We start from the raw sequence: 24,644 nt of genomic DNA, 5'->3' as shown, positions 1-24,644 counted from the left end.
GTAAGCCAACAGGTCTATTTTAAAACAAATTTCTATGCAACTAGATAAAGATCAAATTCTATCGGAAAATAAAAGGGCAGAGCAGCACCATACCGATCACTTTAATTTCTTGTCAGAACAATTAGACCAACAGGACAAAGATGTCAATGCAATCCTAAGAAAGCTGGCTAATTTTCAAGTCGCTATTCCCAGTTGGGCATTGGGTGCCGGTGGTACCCGTTTTGGTAGGTTCGGTTTTTTTGGCGAACCCGCTTCCCTGGAACAAAAAATAGAGGATGTAGGTATTTTGCATGCCTTGACAAAAACTGCAGGTGCGGTCTCATTGCATATTCCTTGGGACATTCCACAGGATTACAATGCCATAAAGGAATTGGCAAATGCTAACAACCTTGTGTTCGATGCTGTAAACTCCAATACCTTTCAAGATCAAAAAGATGCCAAAGAAAGTTATAGGTTTGGATCGCTTTCCAATTTAAATGCATCGGTACGGGAACAGGCTATTCAACATAATATAGATGTTATTAATATTGGTGAAAAACTAGGCTCAAAAAGTTTAACGGTCTGGTTGGCAGATGGCTCTAATTTTGCAGGTCAGCGTAATTTTCAATCGGCCTTGACCCATACAGAAAATAGCTTAAAAAGTATTTATACCGCATTGCCTGAAGATTGGAAAATGTTTATTGAATACAAACCCTATGAACCTAATTTTTACAGTACGGTAATTCAAGATTGGGGTACCAGTTTCATGTTGGCAAATGCGTGTGGGGAAAAGGCGTATACCTTGGTAGATCTAGGTCACCACCTTCCCAATACCAATATTGAGCAGATTGTATCTACCCTTATGTTGAAAGGCAAACTAGGTGGCTTTCATTTTAACGACAGCAAATATGGTGATGACGATAGTACGGTAGGTAGTGTAAAACCCTATGCACTTTTCTTGATCTTCAATGAATTGGTATTTGGTATGGAGAATAATCCTCAAAACCCAGATTTAGCATGGATGATAGACGCCAGCCATAATATTAAGGACCCATTAGAAGATTTATTGCAGTCGTTAGAGGCAATACAAGAAGCGTATGCTAAGGCACTGTTAGTGGACCAAGAAGAATTACAGGCGGCACAGTCCAGAAATGATGTTACGCTTTGTCAAGAAATATTACAAAATGCCTACAGAACAGATGTACGCCCTTTATTGGCAAAGGCAAGAATGTTGAGCGGAGGTGCTTTAGACCCATTAAAAACCTATCGTTCGTTAAAAGTTAGGGAATCGCTGATCAAAGAAAGAGGTATGAATTCCGTTGCTACCGGATTATAGCACATGAAGAAAGTAACCGCCATATTTGACATAGGTAAGACCAATAAAAAGTTTTTTCTTTTTGATGTAGATTATCAAGAAGTATATAGGGAGTATACCTCTTTTGATACTATTTTAGATGAAGACGGCCATGCAACAGAGGACCTAAAAACACTGCAAAATTGGCTTAAAAATGTCTTTGATAGGATTTTAAAATCAGAAAAATATAATATTACCGCCATTAATTTCTCCACGTATGGGGCCAGTTTGGTTCATTTAGATGAACATGGAGAAGTAGTTGCACCTTTATACAATTACACCAAACCCTTAGACACTAAAATTACCGAGGCTTTTTTTGAAAAATATGGCCCAGAGGAACATATAGCCTTAGCTACAGGCTCTTCTAATGACGGCATGCTCAATTCCGGTATGCAGCTCTATTGGTTAAAACACACCAAACCAGAGCTGTTTAAAAAAATTAGGTACTCCTTACATTTACCGCAGTACATAAGTTATATTTTTACCGGCATACCCATTAGTGAATATACGAGTATTGGTTGCCATACGGCCCTTTGGGATTTTTCTAAAAAAGATTATCACCAATGGGTCTATAAGGAAAAATTGCATAAAATATTACCGCCCATAGTTTCTACGGAGACCAGCATCAACATGAACTACAATGGCAAGCGTATAAAAATTGGGGTTGGTATACATGATAGTTCCGCAGCATTGTTACCCTATGTAAGAAGTGTAAAGAAGAAATTTATTTTGGTGTCTACGGGAACTTGGAGCATTGCCCTGAACCCGTTTACTGATACATTATTATCTAAGGAAGATTTAGATAAAAACTGTATCTATTATATGCGTATTAATGGTAAACCAGTAAAATCCGCACGATTGTTTCTCGGTAATGAATACACTTTACAGGTTAAGGAATTATCAGAATTTTTCAATGTAGATGGTGCGTACCACAAAACGGTCAAATTCAATAGCGACACCTATTTTGAGATTATAAAAGATTTTGCACCATTATTTAAATGGAAAGGGTTTATCACAACTGAAATGCCAAGTGAAACCAAAATACCCTATGATAATTTTGAACATGCCTATCATCATTTAATGATAGAATTGGTTTTATTACAAGTAGAAAGTATTAAAGTTGCCGCAGGTAATGAACCCATAGAAAAACTTTATATTGACGGAGGTTTTAGTGATAATGATGTTTACATTAAATTGCTATCCCATTATTTAAGAAACATGGAATTAAGAACTACGGATTCGTCGTTGGGCTCAGCTTTAGGTGCAGCCATCGCAATTTCCGATAGTAAACTGAATTCCAAGTTTTTGAAAAAAAATTACAGTTTAAAAAAACATGTACCGTTCATTATAAAATAAGAAAAATTATGGCAGTGAGTTTCAATTCGGATTATCCTTCTGTAGATGATTTAAGGAAAAAGGCAAAAAGTAGGATACCTAAATTCGCTTTTGAATATTTGGATGGAGGTTGTAACGAGGACGTAAGTCTAACCAGAAATACATCAGAAATTAGAGACGTTCAATTACAACCAAGATATTTAAGAAACCAAGGTACCTGCTCTACCAAGACAAAAGTTATGGGTATGGAGTTTGATGCGCCTTTTGGTATTGCCCCCGTTGGTTTACAGGGGTTAATGTGGCCCAATACACCGGCAATCTTAGCAAAGGCCGCTTATAATCATAATATTCCGTTCATACTTAGTACGGTTACCACGATGGATATTGAAAAAGCCAGCGAATTAACGGAGGGCAATGCATGGTTTCAATTGTACAATCCGGTAGATGATGCCATTAGGGATAGTATAATTGATAGGGCAGAAGCTGCAGGTTGCCCTGTTTTAGTATTGCTATGCGATGTGCCCACCTTTGGTTATCGCCCAAGGGATTTTAGAAATGGGCTAGCATTGCCCCCAAAAATGACGGTATCTAACATCCTTCAAATACTAGGGAAACCAAATTGGGCCTTCAACACTTTAAAATATGGCCAACCTACTTTTGAAACGCTAAAACCATATACTCCAGAGGGTCTAAATTTAAGGCAATTGGGAGCGTTTATGGACCAGACTTTTTCCGGTCGATTAAACGAAGAAAAAATAAAACCGATCCGTGATAGATGGAAAGGAAAATTGGTATTAAAGGGTGTGGCGTCAGAACAAGATACACAAGATGCAATACGTATGGGCTTTGATGGTATTATCGTATCCAACCATGGAGGCAGACAGTTAGATGCCGCAGAATCTACCATTAAATCTTTACAGGAAATTACCGCCAAATATAGCGACCAAATAGAAATTATGATGGACAGTGGCTTGCGCTCAGGTCCAGATATTGCCCGTGCCATGGCATGTGGCGCAAAATTTACTTTTATGGGCCGTTCTTTTGTCTATGGAACAGGTGCCTTAGGTGCCAAAGGCGGAGACCATACCATAGGTATGTTAAAAACACAATTTAAACAGGTAATGGACCAACTATGCTGTAAGCGCGTAGAGGATTTACCAAAACATTTATTAACCAAATAAACCAACGACCACCATGAGCCAAAATCACCAAGAAGAAGAAATTATAGAAAAATTGGCCGGTGGCGAATTTGAAAGAGAACCCGTACCCCAATCTAACCTTAAAAGTTGGAAAAGCTTTTTGGGCATGTATGCGGGGGAGCATGCGGCCGGTACCGAGTTTGTTATTGGCCCATTGTTCCTAACTACCGGTGTAAGTGCCTTTGATTTAATTATTGGTCTTCTCCTTGGTAATTTAATGGCTGTACTTTCATGGCGTTTTCTAACTTCTGAAATAGCGGTCAAAAGAAGATTGACCTTATACTACCAACTGGAAAAAATTTGTGGTAAAAAGTTAGTAATTGGGTATAACCTTGCCAACGGTATATTGTTCTGTTTTTTAGCAGGTGCCATGATTACAGTATCCGCAACGGCGGTTGGTATACCTTTTGATATGGAAATGCCCAAATTGACCGATACCATGCCCAACGGTCCTACTTGGGTGATCATAGTATTGGTTATTGGTGCCGTAATATCATTAATTGCTTCCAAAGGATATGACACCGTATCAAAAGCTGCAAACTGGATGTCCCCAATAATTGTATTGGCCTTTTTAGCTTGTGGTATTGTAGCCTTACAACAATTGGGTGTAGGTAGTTTTGAGGATTTTTGGAATATTTGGGGAGAAGGTAGCGACCCATTTCCCGGCCAAATAAAATATACGTTCTGGCATGTTTTCTTTTGGTCATGGTTTGCCAATGCGGCAATGCACATTGGTATGTCCGATCTTTCCGTATTCCGATTTGCAAAAAAAGCAAGTTCTGGATGGACTACCGCGGCCGGAATGTATGTAGGCCATTACATGGCTTGGATAGCGGCAGCATTAATCTATGCAGTATACGTTCAAAGTCCAGAGGCTCAAGCATTATTGGCACAAGGTGAGGCCCCTAACGTGGCGCCAGGTCCGCTAGCACATAATGCCATTGGTGTTTTTGGAATCATAGCCGTAGTATTGGCGGGTTGGACCACTGCAAACCCTACTATTTATAGGGCAGGATTGGCTTTTCAAGCCATAATGCCAAAAACCTCAACGTTTTGGGTAACCATTTTAGCAGGTTCTATTGCCACCATTGCCGGACTGTTCCCTGCTTTTGCTATGAAGTTATTGGATTTTGTAGCACTATATGGCTTTATTTTGGCTCCTGTGGGTGCAGTCATTGTATTTGAACATTTCTTTCATAAGCAGGCTGGCATAGTTCAAAATTATGCTGAAGTAGCCAATATAAAATTCAACAAATCGGTTTTATTGGCATGGGGCATTAGTTTTGGGATATTCTATTTTATCTCCATTCAGTTTAATGTCTTCCTTTCATTTGTAACCTTACCAGCTTGGTTGTTGTGCGGTCTTTTATTTCTAATATTGAGCAAATACACTCAGAAAAAGGTAACTCCCAACTAATTGTACTAAGACAATATTAAAAAAAGGAATGATGCTAAACATAGTATCGTTCCTTTTTTTATGTTACCCGTTTCATACTTCAAGATTTGGCTGACAATTAATTTAGACGTCAGATTGTCAAATATTTAAAAAATTAAATGTATTATTGTTACATAATGAGACAATAGAAAATATATTTAATGAAAAATATTCAACTTCTTTTTTTTACGATAGTACTCGCCTCTAATTTAGGTATGGCACAAGAAACCAATTCTTTTCCTGTTCAAGTGGACATTGAAAACGGAACCATAGAAGGTAATTATGATACCCATAGCGGTATACAACGTTATTTTGGAATTCCATTTGCAAAACCGCCCGTTGGTGAATTACGCTGGAAAGCACCACAGCCTTTAAATAATTGGGAAGGGGTAAAAGAAACCAAATCTTTTGGCCCTAGACCAATGCAAACTATTGTATTTGGCGATATGAATTCAAGATCAAACGGAGTAAGCGAAGATTGTTTATACCTCAATGTTTGGACCCCTGCTAAAATGGATACAAAAAATTTGCCCGTTTTAGTCTATTTCTATGGAGGTGGTAATGTTGCCGGTGATGCCTCTGAACCACGCTATGATGGGGAAAGCATGGCCAAAGAAGGAATAGTTGTGGTCACCACCAATTACCGCTTAAATGTATTTGGATTTTTGGCACATCCAGAATTGAGTGACGAAGCGTCCTATAAGGCTTCTGGAAATTATGGGTTATTAGACCAAAATGCTGCTTTGAAGTGGGTGAACAAGAATATTGCTTCCTTTGGGGGAGACCCTAATAAAGTGACCATTGCAGGTGAATCTGCAGGTTCTATTGGTGTTAGTCAACAAATGGCATCGCCCTTGTCTAAAAACCTCATCGCGGGTGCCATTGGAGAAAGTGGCGCTGGTATTGACCCAACATTGCCTCCCGTATCCTTAAAGGAAGCGGAAGAAATAGGTCTAGATTTTGCAAAGGGTATTGGCTACCCCACACTTGCAGAATTACGTAAGTTAAGTACCAGAGAAGTGTATGAACTTTATAATTCAACAAAAAGATTTGGTTTCCCTGCCGTGTTAGATGGATATTTTTTACCAAAAACACTTCCTGAAATCTTTGAAAACAAAGAACAGGCAATGGTTCCTTTATTATTAGGGTGGAATTCCGCAGAAATACCAGGTTTAGCATTTACTCAAGGTCCTTACACAGAAGAAAATTATGTAAATAAGGTAAAAGACGCTTACCCTAAAGAATATAAAAAGGTATTGGAACTGTACCCTTATGGTTCTGAAAAAGAAATTGAATTATCGGCCACGGCATTAGCCTCTGACCGATTTATATCCTACAGTACATGGAAATGGTTCGATCTTCATAGAAAAAATAGCGACCAGCCAGTATACCGCTATCTGTATAGCAAGCTGAGACCTCCGTTAGTTGACACCTCCCTTGTTTCTGGTTTAGCAGGCGGTACCTCAGAACAAGGGTCTGATAATCCACCGGCACCAAAAGCTGTTGGAGCGCCACATGCCTGTGAAATTGAATACTGCATGGGCAACTTACATTTGGTAAAGGATTATGCCTGGACAGCGGATGATTTTAAGGTATCTAAAGATATGATGACCTATTTTGCTAATTTTATTAAAACCGGAAACCCAAACGGTAAAGGTCTACCAAATTGGGAAGCGGTAAAGCCAAACGACAAAAACCCCGCTGTTATGGTCATTGATACAGAAAGCAAACTGATAAAAGCCCAAAATGATGAGCGCTATGAGTTTTTAGACAAAGCTTACAAGAACAATTAATATCCATTTTAAAAGATATATTGGTTTTGGCTTTCGTTACAAGTTATGCCAAAACCAATTCTTTTTTGAGTTACTTTTTGTTGTAAAAGTGACCTCCAAAACACGTAAATTGCTCCTATGAAAAAATTAATTCAAATTATTGGCGCTTGGTATGGCGCAAAGAAAATTGGAGGTGGAAAATGTGGTTGTATAGGAACCGTATTCGTTTTCCTAATTCTATATTGGATATTCGGTTACGTTTTAGAGGCTTTCTAAATTGGTTGTTGGTTGTTGGTTGTTAGTTGTTCGTTATTTCGCCAAGCGCTAGACGCTTCACGCTGGACGCGTAATCTGCGCGTGACGTATTGCGAATAGCGAACGGCGCTTTCTCTATTTTCTAACTTCTATTCTCTTTTCTCCAGTTTTCTTTTGATCAAAAACCTTTGCACTGGTTTTCATATCGGCATATCTTGGGTCTTGTATAAAGTCTTGCTTTTGCATTTTAATGACCTCAATACTCAAAAAGCCAAATTCACTGACCACCTTTCCATAAAACCGATACACTCCCCTACCCCTAAACATATATTTTTCCGCTACTGGCGGGAACAGTACAGTATCAAAAACTTGCCCTCGTTGATCTAACAGCGTAGCAAAAAACATGGCTTTCTTTGTGTGCGTTCTGGTACGTTTTACCGTAATTAAATATCCGTAGATATCGATATTTCTATTCAAATAACGCTCTAAATCTTTACAGCCCGATCTGTTTAAAGGTGCTTCTGCCAAAAGCTCGAACGGACTACATAGACTAAAGCCCAACAACTCTAATTGCGTAAAAGCCACTTCTAGATTTGTACTGTATAACGACGGAATCTCAAAATGTTGCTGTCGTGGCGCAAACAATTTGGGGTGGTCTATTTTCTTGGTCTTGTTCAATAGCAGATGTGCTTTCCAGAGCAATTCATGCTTATTGATTTTGGTAAACCTAAAGGCATCAATGCGTATTAAAATACTGACTTGTTCTATGGAAATAATCAATCTATCCAAAAAATCTTCCAACGAATTAAATTCACCATTAAGAAAACGTTCTTTTAGAATACGCTCCATGACCCGTTCTTCTAGTTCCCGCAGATAACCCAACCCTAAATACAGATCTTTGCCATAAATTTTATTTGCCGCATTACTTCTATTTACGCAAGGCGGATGTATGGTTGCCCCCAACATACGAGCTTCATGCACATAAAACTCGGGCTTATAAAATCCGCCACCATTATTGAGCACCGCCACCATATATTCCAACGGATAGTACGCCCGTAAAAACAAACTTTGATAGCTTTCTACCGCATACGATGCCGAATGACCCTTGGCAAAGGCATAGCCGGCAAAACTTGCCACTTGGTCCCAGACTTCTTTAATAAGTTTTTCGCTATAGCCTTTTTTACGGCAATTATCCATAAAAGTATCTTGCACTTTCTGGAATTCTTCCCGCGAACGGAACTTACCGCTCATACCACGTCGTAGCACATCGGCTTCACCCAGATCTAAATCGGCAAAATGATGGGCTACTTTTATCACATCTTCTTGGTAAACCATAACTCCGTACGTCTCTGGCATGATCTCCAGCATTACCGGGTGCGCCATCTCGGCTGCCCTGCCCTTATTACGGTGGCGAAGAATATATTCGCGCATCATTCCGCTTTTAGACACTCCCGGGCGAATAATGGAACTTGCCGCTACCAAACCCAAATAGGTATCTACCTCTAGCTTTTTCAACAGCATCCGCATAGCGGGAGATTCTACATAAAAACAACCCATACACTGTGCCGTTTTTACCATGTTATTGATCTTGGGGTCGTTTTTAAATGCCTTGATATCATGAATATCGAACTTGGCAAATTCTTCTGGGCGGTCGCGTTCTAAAATATCAAGCGTTTCTTTTATTTTGGAGAGTCCGCGTTGGGCAAGAATATCGAACTTAAAAATACCGACATCTTCGGCAATCACCATATCAAACTGTGTAGTCGGGAAACCTTTTGGGGGCATATTGGTTGCCGAAAACCAGTGAATAGGTTTCTCGGTAATTAAAATCCCCCCTGCATGAATACTCAAATAATTGGGCATGCCGTGTAGTAGCTGGGTGTATTTCAATACCAAAGCAGATATATTGTCCAATCTGCTCGCCTGAGTGTTACCATCGCACAACACATCTATTTCATCCTTTGGCAGCCCAAATACCTTACCCAATTCTCGAATCACACCTCTAGATTGAAATGTAACGTAAGTACCCAAGAGCGCCACATTCTCGAATCTATTAAATATATACTCCGTCATCACCGGTCTGTCGCGATGCGAGAAATCTATATCAAAATCGGGCGGATTTACACGATACAGATTAATAAAACGCTCAAAATACAGATCTAACTCCATGGGATCCACATCGGTAATAAAAAGCAAGTATGCCACAATGCTATTGGCTCCGCTACCACGACCTACATAAAAGAACTTCTGCTTTCGGGCATAGGAAATAATATCCCAATTGATAAGAAAATAAGAGACAAAATTCATTTTTTTAATGAGATAGAGCTCTTTTTCCAAGCGGTCTAAAACAGCCTGGTTCATTTCTGGGTACCGCTTAGGCAAACCTTCTTGACACAAACTTTCAAGCAATGCCTCGTCGTCTTCTTCGGTCTCTAAGTATCTGTTTAAATTCTGTGTTTTTCTTTCTGCGGAGAAATCAAAATAGATAGAACAGGCATCCATTAACCGCTGGGTGTTTTCCAGTATAAAACTATGTTCAGAGAAATGTGCCGCCAAATTAGGTATCGCGTACATGTGTTCGTCATCGCGAGCCTGCTCTGTAACCGACAACATACTCAACAAGGTGTTGTTATCAATGGCACGTAATAACCGATGTGCATTAAAATCGCGCTTATTACGAAATGTTACGGGTTGCAATAGCACAATTTTATCGCGCTGCTCCAATAATTTTGAAAACCGGAGTCGCTTTAGCTCGTTGACGGAAACCCCAATAAATTCATGTTCGGCAAAAATTTTCTTTTCATGCTGAAGTACTTTCTCAAACGGATAAATAACAAACACATGTTTAAACTGCGGAGCTATTTCCGGGATTTTCTTTTCGTTGTGAATGTGATGGGACAGAAAATCATTGAGTTCTAAAAACCCCTCATTATTCTTGGCTATGCCTACAAAGCAAGGCTCTACCCCATTTCTAAAATCGATTCCCAAAATAGGCTTTACATCATATTCAGGTGCCTTACGAACAAAATTTAAACATGCCGATGTATTATTGATATCGGTCAATGCCAATTGCGCTACCCCATGATCTTTTGCCAATTGCAAGAGCTCCAGTTCCGAAAAGGTTCCGTAGCGAAGGCTGTAGTATGTATGGCAGTTTAGGTACATTTTTTCGTTATTCGTTGTTCGTTGTTGGTTGTTCGTTTTTTTGCGCTGTTCGCTTGACGCGGCGCGCTTTTGGTTGTTCGTTGTTGGTTCTTGGTCGTTCGATTTTTTGCACTATTCGCTTGACGCTACGCGCAGTGTGCTTTTTTTTGCGCTTTGCGTGTGGCGCTCGGCGTGTTGCGCAATGCGCTCCCTCTCTTCTCTATTTTCTATATTCTTTACTTTACTCAGCATTTCACTTCGGTTACGCTAAGTGAACGGGTGTCGTCTTTGCGAGGTATTTTCACCGAAGCAATCTGCCGAAAATAGGTACTAAGGATAATCATTGTCACCCCAATTTAGCAGATCACTTCGTCGTGCCTCCTCGTGAAGACGTTTTTGCGCTAGGCGCTCAGCGTGCTGCGCAATGCGCTCCCTCTTTTCTCTCCTCTACAAACAACAGGTCTCGACTGCGCTCGACAAGACATACCCACCAACAACGAACAACGAACAACGAACAACCAACAACATTTCATTCCCCCTTTGGGGGCTAGGGGGCTTACAGTTTCCGATGCGCCAACACCACTGGTGGTAATCCGTTGAAGGGATTATGCATTCTTCCTATTGTTTTTGCTCCCATACCCGATGCCCGCAGCACACTTTTGTCTCCGTAACGTTTACGAATGTTGTCCATAGCGTTGTAAAGACTTAGAATTTCTTCAGTATCATCAAACAGATTAATTTGATAATTACCCGACACTAAATGACTAAAACGTATACCAATTAATCGCACTAACAACCTACGGTTATATAAGGTCTTGAACAGATCTAAAATTTTGGGTATTAGAATATGGTCTCCGCTGGTATAGGGAATCCGCATTTGCTTTGAATAAGTATTAAAATCCGAATACCGAATCTTTACTGAAATACACGCCGTTAGCTTATCTCCGCGTCGTAATTGATATGCCAAATTTTCGGTCATTGCGATAAGAATACCGCGTAGTCTGTTTACATCAATAGTATCTTTATTAAAAGTGCGTTCCGTGGAGATTGATTTTCGCTCGCAAAACGGAATTACAGGCGTATTATCAATTCCATTAGCACGCTTCCATATTACTCCGCCATTAGCACCCAACACCCTTTGCATTACCTCCATGGGCATTTCTTGTACCGTGCGGACTTGTCGCAGGCCCAGGTTCCGTAAAGTCTGGTAAGTCTTATCACCCACCATTGGTATTTTTTTAATGGATAACGGTGCCAAAAAAGGTTTTTCCAACCCCTCATCTATCTTTAGTTGATTGTTTGGTTTTGCCTCGTTCGTCGCTACTTTAGAAACTACTTTATTAGCAGATAATCCGAAGGAAATAGGGAGTCCCGTTTCCCTAATAATTTTCTTTCGCATTTCTGATGCATATTGATAGCAGCCAAAAAAACGGTCCATACCAGAGAGGTCTGCATAGAACTCATCGATACTGGATTTTTCGAATACAGGTACGTACTCTTTTATGATTTCGGTCACCACATCAGAATGCTTACTATACTCGCTCGCATTACCACGAATTACAAAAGCATCGGGGCAAAGTTCACGTGCCATTTTCATGGGCATACCAGAATGCACTCCAAATCCGCGAGTTTCATAACTACAGGCCGCTACCACTCCACGATCTCCCGTACCACCCACCAGTAAAGGCTTATTTTGTAGCTCACGATTATTGAGCCGCTCTACCGATACATAAAAAGTATCTAAATCGATATGTAAAATGGTTTTGCTCATAACTATCCCTCTAAAATTCGGGATAGCTAAATTATGGATTATTTCCAATTATTAGGATTATTTCCAAATTAAATTATTCACAACCTTGACCAATTTTCTGAGCGTTATAAAATGAATATGTATATTAAGAGCTATTTTATATGAAACGTTGTTTGAAGTTTAAATTGAAAAATACCACGTATTTAGCATGTTAGGGTTAAATACTATCTTTGGGACAAGACTGTTCTTATGCTTAAAAAACATTTTTTTACTGTAGTATTAATGAGCTTTATATTGCCCTTTGCATATGCACAGGACAATGAAAGCGCTCAAAATTCTGTCATCAACATATCCCAACCCAATACGAGTACGGTTTGGAATATTCCAAATAAAGTTACTTTGGAATGGAATACGGTAAACATTGACACTAGTAAAACCATACGGTTCTTTCTAGTTAGAAACGAAATGGTAGTCCAGGAATTAGGTACTTTTAAAAATGACGGTTTTGAGGAAGGAATAGAATTGGCAAAAAACATAGGTTCTGGTAACCGTTATCAAGTAGTGGCCATAGAATTATTTCCCAACGACAAATTCAACATTGCCAAAAGAGTAACTCCGTTTTTTACGATTACCAATGCAGCATCTGATGAGCGGAAGAAAAAACAACAGTTGGCTAACGCCAATCCTGTACCCGTTAAGAAAGAAAAAAGAAGGAAAATTAGCAATACGGAACCCGTTGTAAAAGTACCTTCTTCCCCTACGCCAGTCTCAACACAACAAGTACAAAAAGAACCTATCTTAAGAGAGAGTTTTGAAGGTAGAAAAATTTCATACACCAAAAAATTTGAATTTGATTCTGAGAATATTATTGTCAAAATTTGGGATCATGGTAGGCAAGACGGGGATATTGTATCTATTTATCTTAATGGTGTATCTGTGGTTTCCAAGTATTACCTCACTTATTTTAAACAAGCGTTCAACATAAAATTGAACCCTAACAAACCTAACGATTTATTCCTCTACGCACATAATTTGGGTAGTTCTCCACCCAACACGGTATCATTAGAAATTTCAGACGGAAAAAAGGCTGAAAACATAATTCTAAATTCCGATTTACAAAGTTGTGAAGCAGTTTTGATCAGTGTAAAATAGCACTAAATTCACTTATTACCATTACTTCAATTCCTACAAAAAAAAGCTGTTTTTATAAAAAAACCCTCTTTAAACCTATCTATATTTATACAAATTTTTAGTAATTACCTTAACAATACTATAATTTAATGTGTTTTATTTATTAAAATAACAATCATTTAGCACTATTACTACGTATTTTATTTTTTGTATAAAAATTTTTGTTACATTTAATTAACATTTTTTAACAATCCGTGTACGTTAACGAAAACCAAACAATCAAAAACATAAAACACAACTTGGTCACTCGCCAATAAAATAAATCAACTACTCCCCTAAATATATTTTTAAATGTAAATCAACAGAGAACTTATAATTAACCACCTAATTACACTTAACAAATGAAAAAAAAACACATTAAAAAATTAAGTCGGAAAACAAAGAGTTTACTGCTATCTGCCGTACTCGGCATTTTAGCAGTTGGCCCAATTTTAGGAAATTCAAGTAACACGTCTAAATCTGGAATGATTGAAGATGTTCAATCTACCATAACAGGTAACATTACAGATGAAAACGGCATACCTTTATCTGGGGCAAGTGTTGTGGTCAAAGGTACCACTACAGGAGCCGTAGCAGATTTTGACGGTAACTTTAGCATTAACGCACCATCTAATGGTACATTGGTATTTAGTTATGTAGGTTATGCTCGCCAAGAAATACAAATTAATGGCAGATCAACCGTAAATGTATCATTACAGCCAGATGCCGCTGCACTTGATGAAGTAGTATTGGTAGGTTATGGTACCCAAAAGAAAGGCGAAGTAACCGGTGCAATTGAGACGGTTTCTGCAGAACAATTAAGTATTGTACAAGTTTCAAGTAGTATAGATGCAATCAAAGGTCAAATAGCCGGTGTAGATGTGCAATCTACAGGTGGTAGACCTGGGCAAAACCCCACGGTCAGAATTCGTGGTAGACGTTCAATAAGTGCATCTAACGACCCTTTATATGTGGTAGACGGAATTCCTTTAATAGATGGTCCAAGTTCTATGGCAGATATCAATCCAGACGACATTGCTTCCATGCAAGTATTGAAAGATGCTGCAGCTACAGCAGTTTATGGCTCTAGAGGCGCAAACGGCGTTATACTGGTTTCCACCAACAGAGGAAGAGTTGGCAAAACCAAAATAACCTATAGTAGCCGTTACGGTGTTACTTCTGCTACAAAGCTGGTAGATATGATGAACGGTGCCGAGTTTGCAAATTTAAAAAGAGAATCTAGGCGTATTGGCTGGAACGGAACAATTCCTGCAGATACTGAAGTATTTCTAGACCCAATAGAACTAGAATCACTAGCACAGGGTAGATCCACGGATTACCAAGACCTGGTTACGGGCAATGGATACCAGACCAACCATCAAATTGGAATTAGCGGAGGGTCGGAAAATACAACGTTTAGTACTTCCATAGGTTATTTCAAGGAACAGGGTATTATAAGCAATCAGGATTTTGAAAGATTTTCCGGAAGGGTAAACGTTGATCACAAAATCAATGATATTTTTAAGATAGGAGCATCATTTTTAGTAGCTAAAACAGAGCAAAATTGGGGTTCAAATGCTACACTAGGTGAGGCATTGGCCAATAACCCTTTAGGTGTTCCATATGACGAAAACGGAGAATTAAAATTCTTACCGACCAATGATGGTATTCGTACTAATCCATTAAATGAATTGGTAGAAGGAGCTTATATAGACGAAAGACAACAAACAAGAATTTTTGCACCTGTTTATTTGGACATCAATATTATGGAGGGCCTAAAATGGACAACTACTTTTGGCCCTGATATTAGAATAGGTAGAAGAGGAACTTTTGCCGGTAGTCTTACAAATACTAACCGTGGTGGTCCAGGAAGAGCGGGGATAATTAATGTAAATGATTTTGGCTATACCCTTGAAAATTTATTGACTTATAATAAAGCACTAACAGGCAGGCAAAACCTTAAAGTAACGCTGTTACAAAGTATTCAAAAATCTAGACTTGAATTCAATAGCGGCAATGTAACCGGAATACCTTATGAATCACAATCATTCTACAATTTAGGTTCTGCCACCCAAGGTGGGGTATTAGAATCCGGATTGACGGAATGGGCCCTAGCTTCTTTTATGGGAAGGGTCAATTATGATTTTGATGGAAAATACCTATTCCAAGCCTCTTTAAGAGCAGATGGATCATCAAGGTTGGCACCTGGCAACCAGTGGAAATACTTCCCTGGTGTATCTGCCGGATGGCGTATTGATCAAGAGGATTTTTTAATGGAAACACAGGTTTCTGAAATGAAATTAAGGGCATCTTATGGTGAGGTTGGTAATACATCCGTGCTACCTTACCAAACCGCAGGTAGACTAGGAAGTTCTGTATATGCTTTTGGAGAATCTCCGGCATTAGGTTTTGGCCTAAATGAAATTCCTAATGAAGATTTAACTTGGGAGGTGTCTAAAACTTTAGATATTGGTTTGGATTATGGGTTCTTCAATAATCGTTTGGTAGGTTCTTTTGATTGGTTTAGAACCAATACCGTAGACCTTTTACTGGAAAGAAGTTTACCTTCTACTTCCGGATACGAAAATGTTTTACAAAATGTAGGATCAACAAGAACTACCGGGTTTGAATTTTCTATAAGTGGAGGAATCATAGATAACACTGATGACGGATTTAATTGGGATGTAGATCTAAACCTATCTACATATAATGAAGAAATCACGGAACTTGCCTTAACAGATGCGGATGGTAACCCTTTAGATGATGTGGGCAACGGTTGGTTTATTGGACAACCTATAAAAGTATTCTTTGATTATGAAAAAATAGGTATTTGGCAAGCGAATGAAGAGGCAGCCGCTTTGGCCGCAGACAATAAGGTACCGGGTGAAATTAAATTGAACGATTTAAATGGGGACGGGGTAATTACGCCAGACGACAGAAAAATTATTGGTAATGGCGTACCTGATTGGTATGGTGGATTCAATAACAAATTTTCATACAAGGGATTTGATCTTGGAGTTTTCTTTGTATTTAGAGTGGGCCATACGGTACAGTCTAATTTTCATGGAAGCAATAATTCTTTGTTTGGAAGATATAATAACCTAGATGTAGATTATTGGACTATAGATAACCCTACAAATGCCTACCCAAGACCTAATGAAAATCAAGAAAGTCCAAGAAACGGTTCTACGTTGCGTTATTTTGATGGTAGTTTCATTAAGCTAAGAAATATATCATTAGGGTATAATTTACCGGAATCTATTGTGGAAAAATTAAGCATGGAAAAACTACGATTGTCAGTCTCTGGACAGAATCTTTGGTTTGCGAGTGATTATGATACGTATGATCCAGAAATTTCAGAAGACGATACCGATTTAAACAGTGGCGTTGTTCCTAGTACAAAACAATGGTCGCTATCCTTAAAGGCAACCTTTTAATCTTAAAAAATTGTTAGTTTAAATAGAATAATTTAAATATTATGAACAGAAAAATTTATATACTCATTGTTTTAGCACTGGCTTTTACAACAAAGTCATGTGATAAATTTATTGAAGAGGAGCTGGTAACAGATGTTTCAGCGGCCTCTTATTATACTACAGAAGGTGGCTTAGAAGATGGTGTTAGAGCAACCTATTCTACCTTTAAACCTTTTTATGGACAGGAAATAAGTGCAGCCATGTTAACCTTTGGAACGGATATCTGGACCAATGGGGCAGATGGCGGCCACAAAGTCTTTAATTTTTATGATGGTGGTCTAAATGGATCGGAAAGTTATATAAGAGATTCATGGGACAATTGGTACAAAGGCATTAATCAGGCCAATGCCATTATTAATCGTGCTCCGGATGTAGAAATGGATGAGGCCTTAAAAAACCTGCGCATTGCAGAAGTACGTTTTTTAAGGGCCTATTTTTATTTTAATATAGTAACCACTTTTGGTGATGCCCACCTAAGCCTAGAGGAAACAGAAGGCGTAGAAGTTGAGGCCAACAAAACTGCACAATCCGAGATTTATACCCAAGCTATTGTACCTGATTTAGAATTTGCTATAGCCAATTTACCCGATGAACAATCTGATTATGGCAGGGCCACTAAGCCTGCAGCTGAGTTTTTGTTAGGCAAGGTCCTTTTAACCAGAAGTTATCAAGGGTTTGCAGAAACTTCAGATGCTTCAAGAGCAGAAACTTTGTTCGGCAATGTCATTAACAATTACAACTTTTCTCTACTTCCCAACTTTTCGGATTTATGGGATATAGATAACCAGGAAAACAGTGAAATGGTTTTTGTAGTACCCAATTCCAAATCGCAAGTAGATAGTGATGTTGACCCATTTGGGCATAGATGGCATCTTTATTTTCTGCATGAATATGATGTTCGAAGAGGTATGACAAGAGATATTACCAATGGTAGACCGTGGAAAAGACATCGTCCAACGGACTTTATGTTGACCTTATGGGATAGATCAATAGATACCAGATATGACGCTTCTTTTAAACATGTATGGTACGCCAACAAAGAAGAACCTGCTACAGATGCTGTAGGAGAAGAACCCGCCAGAGCGGCAATAGCTATTGGTGATACCGCAATTTATATCCCTGGCCCTGGAAAAGATGTAGACTGGCCACAATCCCGACAAGATGCTGTTCCTTATTTAGTTTATTCTAATGATGAATATAATGAACGGCTTTTTCCATCCATGAACAAATGGATCGACCCAACAAGACCGGACAGACAAAAAGTAAACGGCCAGCGAGATTTCATATTAATGCGTTTAGGAGATGCGTATTTGTTAAGGGCAGAAGCCAGATTGCAACAAAATAACCCTTCCGGTGCAGCCGATGATATTAATGTAATACGTGCTAGGGCAGCTGTCCTAGGTCAAGAAACGGCCTCACAGGTTACCGCGGCAGATGTAGACTTAGATTTTTTACTGGATGAAAGAGCCAGAGAATTAGTAGGAGAAGGACATCGCTGGCCAGATTTGGCAAGAACGGGCAAATTAGTGGAACGGACAAGATTATATAATCCGCAAGCATCACCCAACATTCAGGATTACCATATTGTTAGACCAATACCACAAAATCAAATAGATAGGGCATTGGGCGGTTATCCACAAAACCCGGGTTATCCACAATAAAAATACTAGTTTGAGTTAGTTTTACTAATCCTCCTTTGATCATATTGGTTTTAGGAGGATTTTTTATAGAGCGATATCAAAGAAAATGTTCCTTTACGAAAATCTCTACGGGAATATCAAGATCAAGTTGCACGTTATCCTGCTTGGTCAAGGAATTGAACAAGTTTTTAATAGCAGCGTATCCTTGGTATTTTGGTTGTTGATTGATTAAAAAATCGATCTTACCATTTTTTAAATATTTTAAATTTTTATCGTTTAGGTCAAAACCAAGTAATGATGTATTGCTTACTTTATATTCCGATAAAATTTCAGGAATTAAATGCGCTCTTGAGTTAGTGACGAAAATTCCTTTGGGATTGTCACCTTTGAACCAAGAAAGCATTTCTTCAGTAATCTGTAACGCTTCATTTAATGGGTGGTTAACGGTTTTAATTACCACGTTATGCCCCAGAGATTTAAAAAAGGCCCTAAAGCCATCTTCCCGTTGTTTGTTATTGAACTGTATTCCTAGGTCGTTATAGGTATTCACAATAAAATATTTCCCTTGCCCACCTACCAAACCATGTAACAATCTACCAGCTACCATACCGGCTTTATGTGAATTTTGTCTTATAAAATTAGATGGATATTTTAATGGGATTTCAGTGTCCAAAAAGATCACTTTTAACTGTCTTTTTTGGGAAACCTCCAACAACATATTACATTCATTCTCATAAAAAGGTACCGTTATAATTGCATCATAATTTTTTAAAATAATTTGATTGCATTTTTTTCTAAAGGAAGATGATGAAGAACCTGAAAATTGATAATAATCGCCACGCACCCCAAATTCCTTTAATTCTTGTAGGGCATTGGTAATACCTAATTTTGGTAATTCCCAATAACTTGAGGTTGTTGTTGATTCTGGTAGTAAAATGGCAAATTTTATCTTATTTACAGAAGCAAGTTTTAACCTACTGGCCACTGTATTTTTTTGATAGCCATTTTCCTCAATTATCTTTAATACCCTTAATTCCGTTTCCTTGGATACCCCACCGCGTTTATGTAGCACACGATCTACAGTACCAATGGAGACATTGGCCATTTCGGCTATCTGCTTAATCCCTATACTCAAAGTTCACCCTTTAAATTATTTGCGATAAGGTACTACCCTATATGGATTCATGAAAATTAATTTCACATAATATAAGGGTCAAAGTTCATTTACCATAATATTTCTGAACTGTACGGTCATTTCATTGCCGGGATGCAATTGCAACCCTATAGGGCCTTTTAAATTGGCGTTCTCTAGCTCGTAGTTCATCACCTCTATTCCGTTGAGCCAAACGGTATACGTATTGCCCACTGTTTTCGCCCTTATCGTATTCCACCCCTTCTGGTCTAACAATGCCTCTACTCCAGATGCCTCTACCGGGTAACCTAACGTGGGCACATAGGGTGCCCCGGTCATATCTTTCTTCAACGACCCGGATATACCAATCTGCACCTGCACATTCTTACGGTTATCCCCTCTCATGTAAATACCCGTATCTACCACACCCTCTCCAAATTTAAAATCTAACTGAACCACAAAATCGGTATAGGTTTTATTTGTCCATAGAATGGATCCTATTTTATCCGGATCACTTTTGGCCCATAACGTACCATTTTCTATAGACCACCACATATTATCCTCTGGTACGTTCCATTGCTCCAGATCACTACCATTAAAAATGGGTTCCCAAGTATCATCAATTGTTTGACCAAAAATTGGTATCACAAAAAAGACAAGAAATACAACTTTCACAATACACCTCATAATATTCTATTGATTAAAGTCCGTAAATATTTTCCCGATTTCCTCCGGACTTAATTCCGAGCCATTATGGATAAGTATCCGATATTTAAAAGTAGTGCTTTCCCCCTCTAGCAATTTAAAGTTTAAGGTTTCCTTACCTTCAGAAAAAACAGCTTGCCCTAAAGGGTTTGCGGCAAACAATCCATAATCACGTGCGTGCCAATATGTAGGAAAGCCCACATTATCCTTATGATCTATTATGGTTATGGATACCGGTTCATTTTCCAATTTACTTTCCAATTTCACCCATTCGTTACGGGTGCCCCAAACATCATTTCCGGTAAGCCCTGAACTTGCTATATAATTGCCCATGACCCCTTCGTTATTTAAAACCTTAACTTTGGTTACATTGCCCTCTGCATCTGTAAATTCCGCAGGTTTATCCGTGGGCATCTCCATCTCCCTGGCCACTCTAACACCAATCATTCCTTCCTTATTGTCATTGAAAGCTACATCGTTCAAGGCTTTTAAGGTGGTGAGCCTATCAATTATCCTCGTGTTGCCCGTCTCGGTAAAAATTAATTGTGTAGTTTCTTCCAATAGATTCTCATGAGAGGCATTTTGCCAATATGCCTTAACCGTTAAGGTTCCTTGGGCTTCATCCATTTCTAAAAACTCATCATGAACAATGCTCCCGTATTTTTGTTTTTCACCATCTGGAACAGCATAAGAATTATTCCAAAAATCCAAACCATTGACATCGCCATAATTAAACCATAATCCCGCATGGTGCGGATGATCCACGCGCTCTCCCGGTCTAGGTTCATAGGGGAACCCTCTAGTCAGCGTTTTTCCGCTTTGTGTCAGCACAGGATATAAAATGGGTTTGGGGGTTTGCCCATCATATATATAATTGGTAAAAACCTTACCATTTATACTAATCTGAACCTTTTTGGCCGCTTTATCATGTTCAAAAGTAATTGCTGGGCCTTGCATGGTTTTGTTGTCGTTTGTATGATCCGAAACATCCTTCTTTTTATCCTCTTTACACGAGGTCAATAAAAGTATCGCCAATACGAATACACTATATTTAAATGGATACATAAAGTGTAGGTTTTAGTATTGAAAAATTTCTCCGCCTGCCAAAACATTTTGTGTTTTCTCGTCAAAAGTGGCTTTTAGGCCAGTCCTCAACGCCGCTGTGGTCATTATATTGGCTATGGAGTGATTGTACCCCGCTTTTATGGGTCCGTTGGTAGCCTTACGGCTTCTAACACATTCCATCCAATTTAGCATGTGCATAGAGGTCATATTATCGGCACCGGTATTTGCTGAGGTAACTACTTTAGGCGCATTTTCGCTAAGGTTAAAACCTTCAAGCTTATTTGATTCCATATTCATGGCGCTGGCATACTTTTCTTCCAAACCACCATTATCACTTACCTTATTGGTATCCAGGTTCAATTCTCCTGCGTTAGAATAGTAGATTTCCTTGGTTCCGCCTGCGGAATTGGTAAATCTGGAAGAATAGGTTACCTGAAAACCGGACTCTAGATCATCCGTAGGTCCATAATCAAAGACTGCGGACATGGTATCAAAATTCTTACGTCCATCTTTCCAAAGGTAAATACCCCCATTGGCAGCAACACTTCTTGGGTGGTCAAGACCGGAAAACCAATGCACCGTATCTATTTGATGGGACATCCATTGACCGGGAATCCCAGAAGAGTATGGCCAAAACAATCTATATTCCAAATATTTTCTTGGATCCCAAGCCGCCTCTGGCCTATTCATTTGATATCTTTTCCAATCGGTATCGGATTGTCTTATTTCACGGGTAAGTTTTGGCAACCTCCAACGGCCTGGCTGGTTTACGTTCCAGGTCATTTCTACCATAACGATATCGCCAAATTTTCCTGATTTTATAAAGTTATTTGCCGCATGGTAATTGGCCCCACTTCTTCTTTGACTTCCAATTTGAAAAACAATTCCGGATTCCTTGACAGCCTTCATACCCACTCTGGCATCTGCCATGGTTTCGGCAAAAGGTTTTTCGCAGTATACATCTTTTTTGGCATTGGCAGCCTGTACTGTGTGTAGGGCATGTTGAAAATCGGCCGTAGAAATAATGGTAGCATCAATTTTATTTTCCGCATACATTTCCTCATTGTTTCTCCACTGCTTTATTTTATTACCGGTCATTTCATTGATGTAAGCCGCACCTTCATCCCTACGTCTGTTCCAAATATCGGACACGCCTACAATCTCAAAATTCTGGGCTTTACTATGACCGTTAAAGGCAGGTATTAAAGCATTTTTTGCCCTGTTGGAAAATCCAACGATACCTATCCTTACCCTATCATTTGATCCTATAATTTTTCTGTAACTACTAGCACTCATTGCATTGGCTCCTAAAAAAATACCCCCTGAGGCCAGTGCGCTTTTCTTTATAAAATTTCTTCTTTTATTTTCCATGGTATTGCTTTTATGAATTTTGTGTTCCGTTATTTATCTGGTTTGGTTTATATTATTTTTTGCTAGCATTTATTTAGAATCAAAAAAAGGCGTCAACGGTTTAAAAGCAATGTGAACTTCATATTTCAATTTTATCAAATCATCAATTATATATTGCTAAAAATATGATTTAACCCTACCGTTAACGTTAACGGTTACGAATATAATTAATATTTACTATGTTTTTAATATTTTATTCAGTGAAATGTTAAAAAAAATATCAGAATGAAAATGGATCAATTACACCTGTCCTTTTTGAAAATTTAAATACTTATGTTATTCAGAGTCTGACACTTATTAAAGTGACTTACATCTTTAAACATTCATAACAACGGAAAGCTTCCTGGTTTTTGACCGATAGATTATCTTTACGAATTAAAATTCCAAACCCTAATTTAATGAAGCATACACTACTTTACCTTTTCATTTTTATAACGTTATTTTCATTTTCCCAAGAAGATAATATTCATGGCAAATCAACCATTTATGAAGCTCCTACCGATCCATTAGTACAAGAAAAACTAAAAGAATGGGGAGATCAAAAATTTGGCATGCTGATTCATTGGGGCGTATATGCCGTACCGGGAATTATAGAATCTTGGCAGCTATGTTCAGAAGCATGGTTGGAAAGACCTGAGGGAATGTCCTATAATGACTATAAGAAATGGTATTGGAATTTGAGTTCCGTATTCAACCCTGTAAATTTTGACCCCGATAGTTGGGCCGATGCTGCCAATAGTGCCGGCATGAAATACGTAGTCTTTACCACCAAACACCATGATGGTTTTAATATGTTCGATACCCAACAGACCGATTACAAAATAACCAATGGTCCATTTAAAAACCACCCAAAGGCCAATGTTGCCAAACATGTTTTTGATGCGTTCAGAAAAAAAGATTTTATGATTGGCGCCTATTATTCCAAGCCAGATTGGCACTCGCAAGATTTCTGGTGGGATAAATATGCCACCCCAGACCGTAACCCAAATTATGATATACGAAAGTATCCTGAGCGATGGGAGCGTTTTCAAAACTTCGCCTACAACCAAATAAACGAATTGGTAACCGATTATGGACAAATAGATATTCTATGGCTAGACGGTGGCTGGGTTAGACCAAGGGAAACGGTCAATGACGAAGTACGTGCTTGGGGTGCACCTATACCAGACTGGGACCAGCATATTAATATGCCAAAAATTGCAGAAATGGCACGCAAGGCACAACCCGGAATCATTTTTGCGGACAGAACGGTACACGGACCTTATGAAAACTACCAAACTCCAGAACGTTCGGTTCCGGAAACCAAACTGGATAATCCTTGGGAGAGCTGTATAACATTAGGAAATGCTTGGGGTTATGTACCAAATGACAACTACAAATCTTCAAACAAGGTAATACACACCCTCATTGAAATTGTTGCCAAAGGAGGAAATTTATTATTGGGCGTAGGACCGCAATCAGACGGACTGCTCCCCATAGAGGCCGTGAACAAACTAGAAGAAATTGGCAAGTGGCTATCCACAAATGGTGACGCCATATATGGAACCATAACAACGGAAAATTATACGGACGGTACAAACTTTTTCACAAAAAAAGACAACACCACCTATGCACTTATCCCTTTAAAGGAAGGAGAAGCCGTACCAAATTATGTTACATGGGAAAATAATATTCCAAAGGAAGGCAGTAAAGTTACCCTGTTGGAAACTGGCCAGAAATTAAATTGGAAACTTAAAGACGGAAAAGTAAGAGTGGTACTTCCTAATACTATTAAGAAGAAATCTTTACCTGCTTTAGCCCTTTCATTCCGTTCATAAAAATTA

General features: G+C 38.8%; 15 protein-coding genes. 9 read left to right on the top strand and 6 right to left on the bottom strand.

Features of this window, described 5'->3' with window-relative positions; translation table 11 throughout:
- The first annotated feature begins 34 nt into the window (after window positions 1-34).
- From ABVM52_RS09795 to ABVM52_RS09775, 5 genes are all read left to right on the top strand, one after another.
- Window positions 35-1,315, top strand: a complete 1,281-nt coding sequence (locus tag ABVM52_RS09795) for a sugar isomerase (protein ID WP_405379994.1) — start codon at window positions 35-37, stop codon at window positions 1,313-1,315.
- 3 nt (window positions 1,316-1,318) lie between these two features.
- Window positions 1,319-2,689 carry an FGGY-family carbohydrate kinase gene (locus ABVM52_RS09790; RefSeq protein ID WP_405379992.1) on the top strand — a complete coding sequence of 457 codons (1,371 nt, stop codon included), beginning with the start codon at window positions 1,319-1,321 and terminating at the stop codon, window positions 2,687-2,689.
- A gap of 8 nt (window positions 2,690-2,697) precedes the next feature.
- The gene (locus ABVM52_RS09785; RefSeq protein ID WP_405379990.1) at window positions 2,698-3,849 is read left to right on the top strand and encodes an alpha-hydroxy-acid oxidizing protein; all 1,152 of its coding nucleotides are present in this window, start codon (window positions 2,698-2,700) and stop codon (window positions 3,847-3,849) included.
- A 13-nt stretch (window positions 3,850-3,862) separates the two neighbouring features.
- Window positions 3,863-5,284, top strand: coding sequence for a purine-cytosine permease family protein (locus ABVM52_RS09780; protein ID WP_405379988.1), 1,422 nt, complete (start codon window positions 3,863-3,865; stop codon window positions 5,282-5,284).
- Window positions 5,285-5,463: 179 nt separating this feature from the next.
- Window positions 5,464-7,095 carry a carboxylesterase/lipase family protein gene (locus ABVM52_RS09775; protein WP_405379986.1) on the top strand — a complete coding sequence of 544 codons (1,632 nt, stop codon included), beginning with the start codon at window positions 5,464-5,466 and terminating at the stop codon, window positions 7,093-7,095.
- Between the two features lie 369 nt (window positions 7,096-7,464).
- Here the strand turns inward: ABVM52_RS09775 and ABVM52_RS09770 are convergent, their stop codons facing one another.
- Together ABVM52_RS09770 and dinB are read right to left on the bottom strand one after the other, a co-directional pair.
- The gene (locus tag ABVM52_RS09770; RefSeq protein WP_405379984.1) at window positions 7,465-10,494 is read right to left on the bottom strand and encodes a DNA polymerase III subunit alpha; all 3,030 of its coding nucleotides are present in this window, start codon (window positions 10,492-10,494) and stop codon (window positions 7,465-7,467) included.
- Window positions 10,495-11,029: 535 nt separating this feature from the next.
- Entirely contained in the window at window positions 11,030-12,244 is a 1,215-nt protein-coding gene (gene dinB, locus ABVM52_RS09765; protein WP_405379982.1) for a DNA polymerase IV, read from the bottom strand.
- 261 nt (window positions 12,245-12,505) lie between these two features.
- Between dinB and ABVM52_RS09760 the strand changes: the two genes are divergently transcribed.
- From ABVM52_RS09760 to ABVM52_RS09750, 3 genes are all read left to right on the top strand, one after another.
- Window positions 12,506-13,375, top strand: a complete 870-nt coding sequence (locus ABVM52_RS09760; RefSeq protein WP_405379980.1) for a hypothetical protein — start codon at window positions 12,506-12,508, stop codon at window positions 13,373-13,375.
- Window positions 13,376-13,755: 380 nt separating this feature from the next.
- A complete protein-coding gene (locus ABVM52_RS09755; RefSeq protein WP_405379978.1) occupies window positions 13,756-16,830 on the top strand; it encodes a SusC/RagA family TonB-linked outer membrane protein in 3,075 nt (1,024 codons plus the stop codon).
- Window positions 16,831-16,871: 41 nt separating this feature from the next.
- Window positions 16,872-18,530, top strand: coding sequence for a RagB/SusD family nutrient uptake outer membrane protein (locus ABVM52_RS09750; RefSeq protein WP_405379976.1), 1,659 nt, complete (start codon window positions 16,872-16,874; stop codon window positions 18,528-18,530).
- 76 nt (window positions 18,531-18,606) lie between these two features.
- Here the strand turns inward: ABVM52_RS09750 and ABVM52_RS09745 are convergent, their stop codons facing one another.
- From ABVM52_RS09745 to ABVM52_RS09730, 4 genes are all read right to left on the bottom strand, one after another.
- Window positions 18,607-19,644 (bottom strand): substrate-binding domain-containing protein, encoded by a 1,038-nt coding sequence (locus tag ABVM52_RS09745; RefSeq protein WP_405379974.1) that lies wholly within the window; start codon window positions 19,642-19,644, stop codon window positions 18,607-18,609.
- Window positions 19,645-19,722: 78 nt separating this feature from the next.
- Window positions 19,723-20,289 (bottom strand): DUF1080 domain-containing protein, encoded by a 567-nt coding sequence (locus tag ABVM52_RS09740; protein ID WP_405379972.1) that lies wholly within the window; start codon window positions 20,287-20,289, stop codon window positions 19,723-19,725.
- A 45-nt stretch (window positions 20,290-20,334) separates the two neighbouring features.
- Window positions 20,335-21,411 (bottom strand): PmoA family protein, encoded by a 1,077-nt coding sequence (locus tag ABVM52_RS09735; RefSeq protein ID WP_405379970.1) that lies wholly within the window; start codon window positions 21,409-21,411, stop codon window positions 20,335-20,337.
- Between the two features lie 12 nt (window positions 21,412-21,423).
- Window positions 21,424-22,782: a Gfo/Idh/MocA family protein gene (locus ABVM52_RS09730; protein ID WP_405379968.1), complete on the bottom strand. Its 1,359-nt coding sequence runs from the start codon at window positions 22,780-22,782 to the stop codon at window positions 21,424-21,426.
- A gap of 437 nt (window positions 22,783-23,219) precedes the next feature.
- On the opposite strand from ABVM52_RS09730, the gene ABVM52_RS09725 reads away from it, so the two are divergent.
- The gene (locus tag ABVM52_RS09725) at window positions 23,220-24,638 is read left to right on the top strand and encodes an alpha-L-fucosidase (protein ID WP_405379966.1); all 1,419 of its coding nucleotides are present in this window, start codon (window positions 23,220-23,222) and stop codon (window positions 24,636-24,638) included.
- The last annotated feature ends 6 nt before the right edge of the window (window positions 24,639-24,644 follow it).

Source organism: Maribacter sp. LLG6340-A2, from assembly GCF_045057105.1.
Lineage (GTDB): Bacteria > Bacteroidota > Bacteroidia > Flavobacteriales > Flavobacteriaceae > Maribacter.
This window is presented reverse-complemented; position numbering and strand designations above follow the sequence as displayed.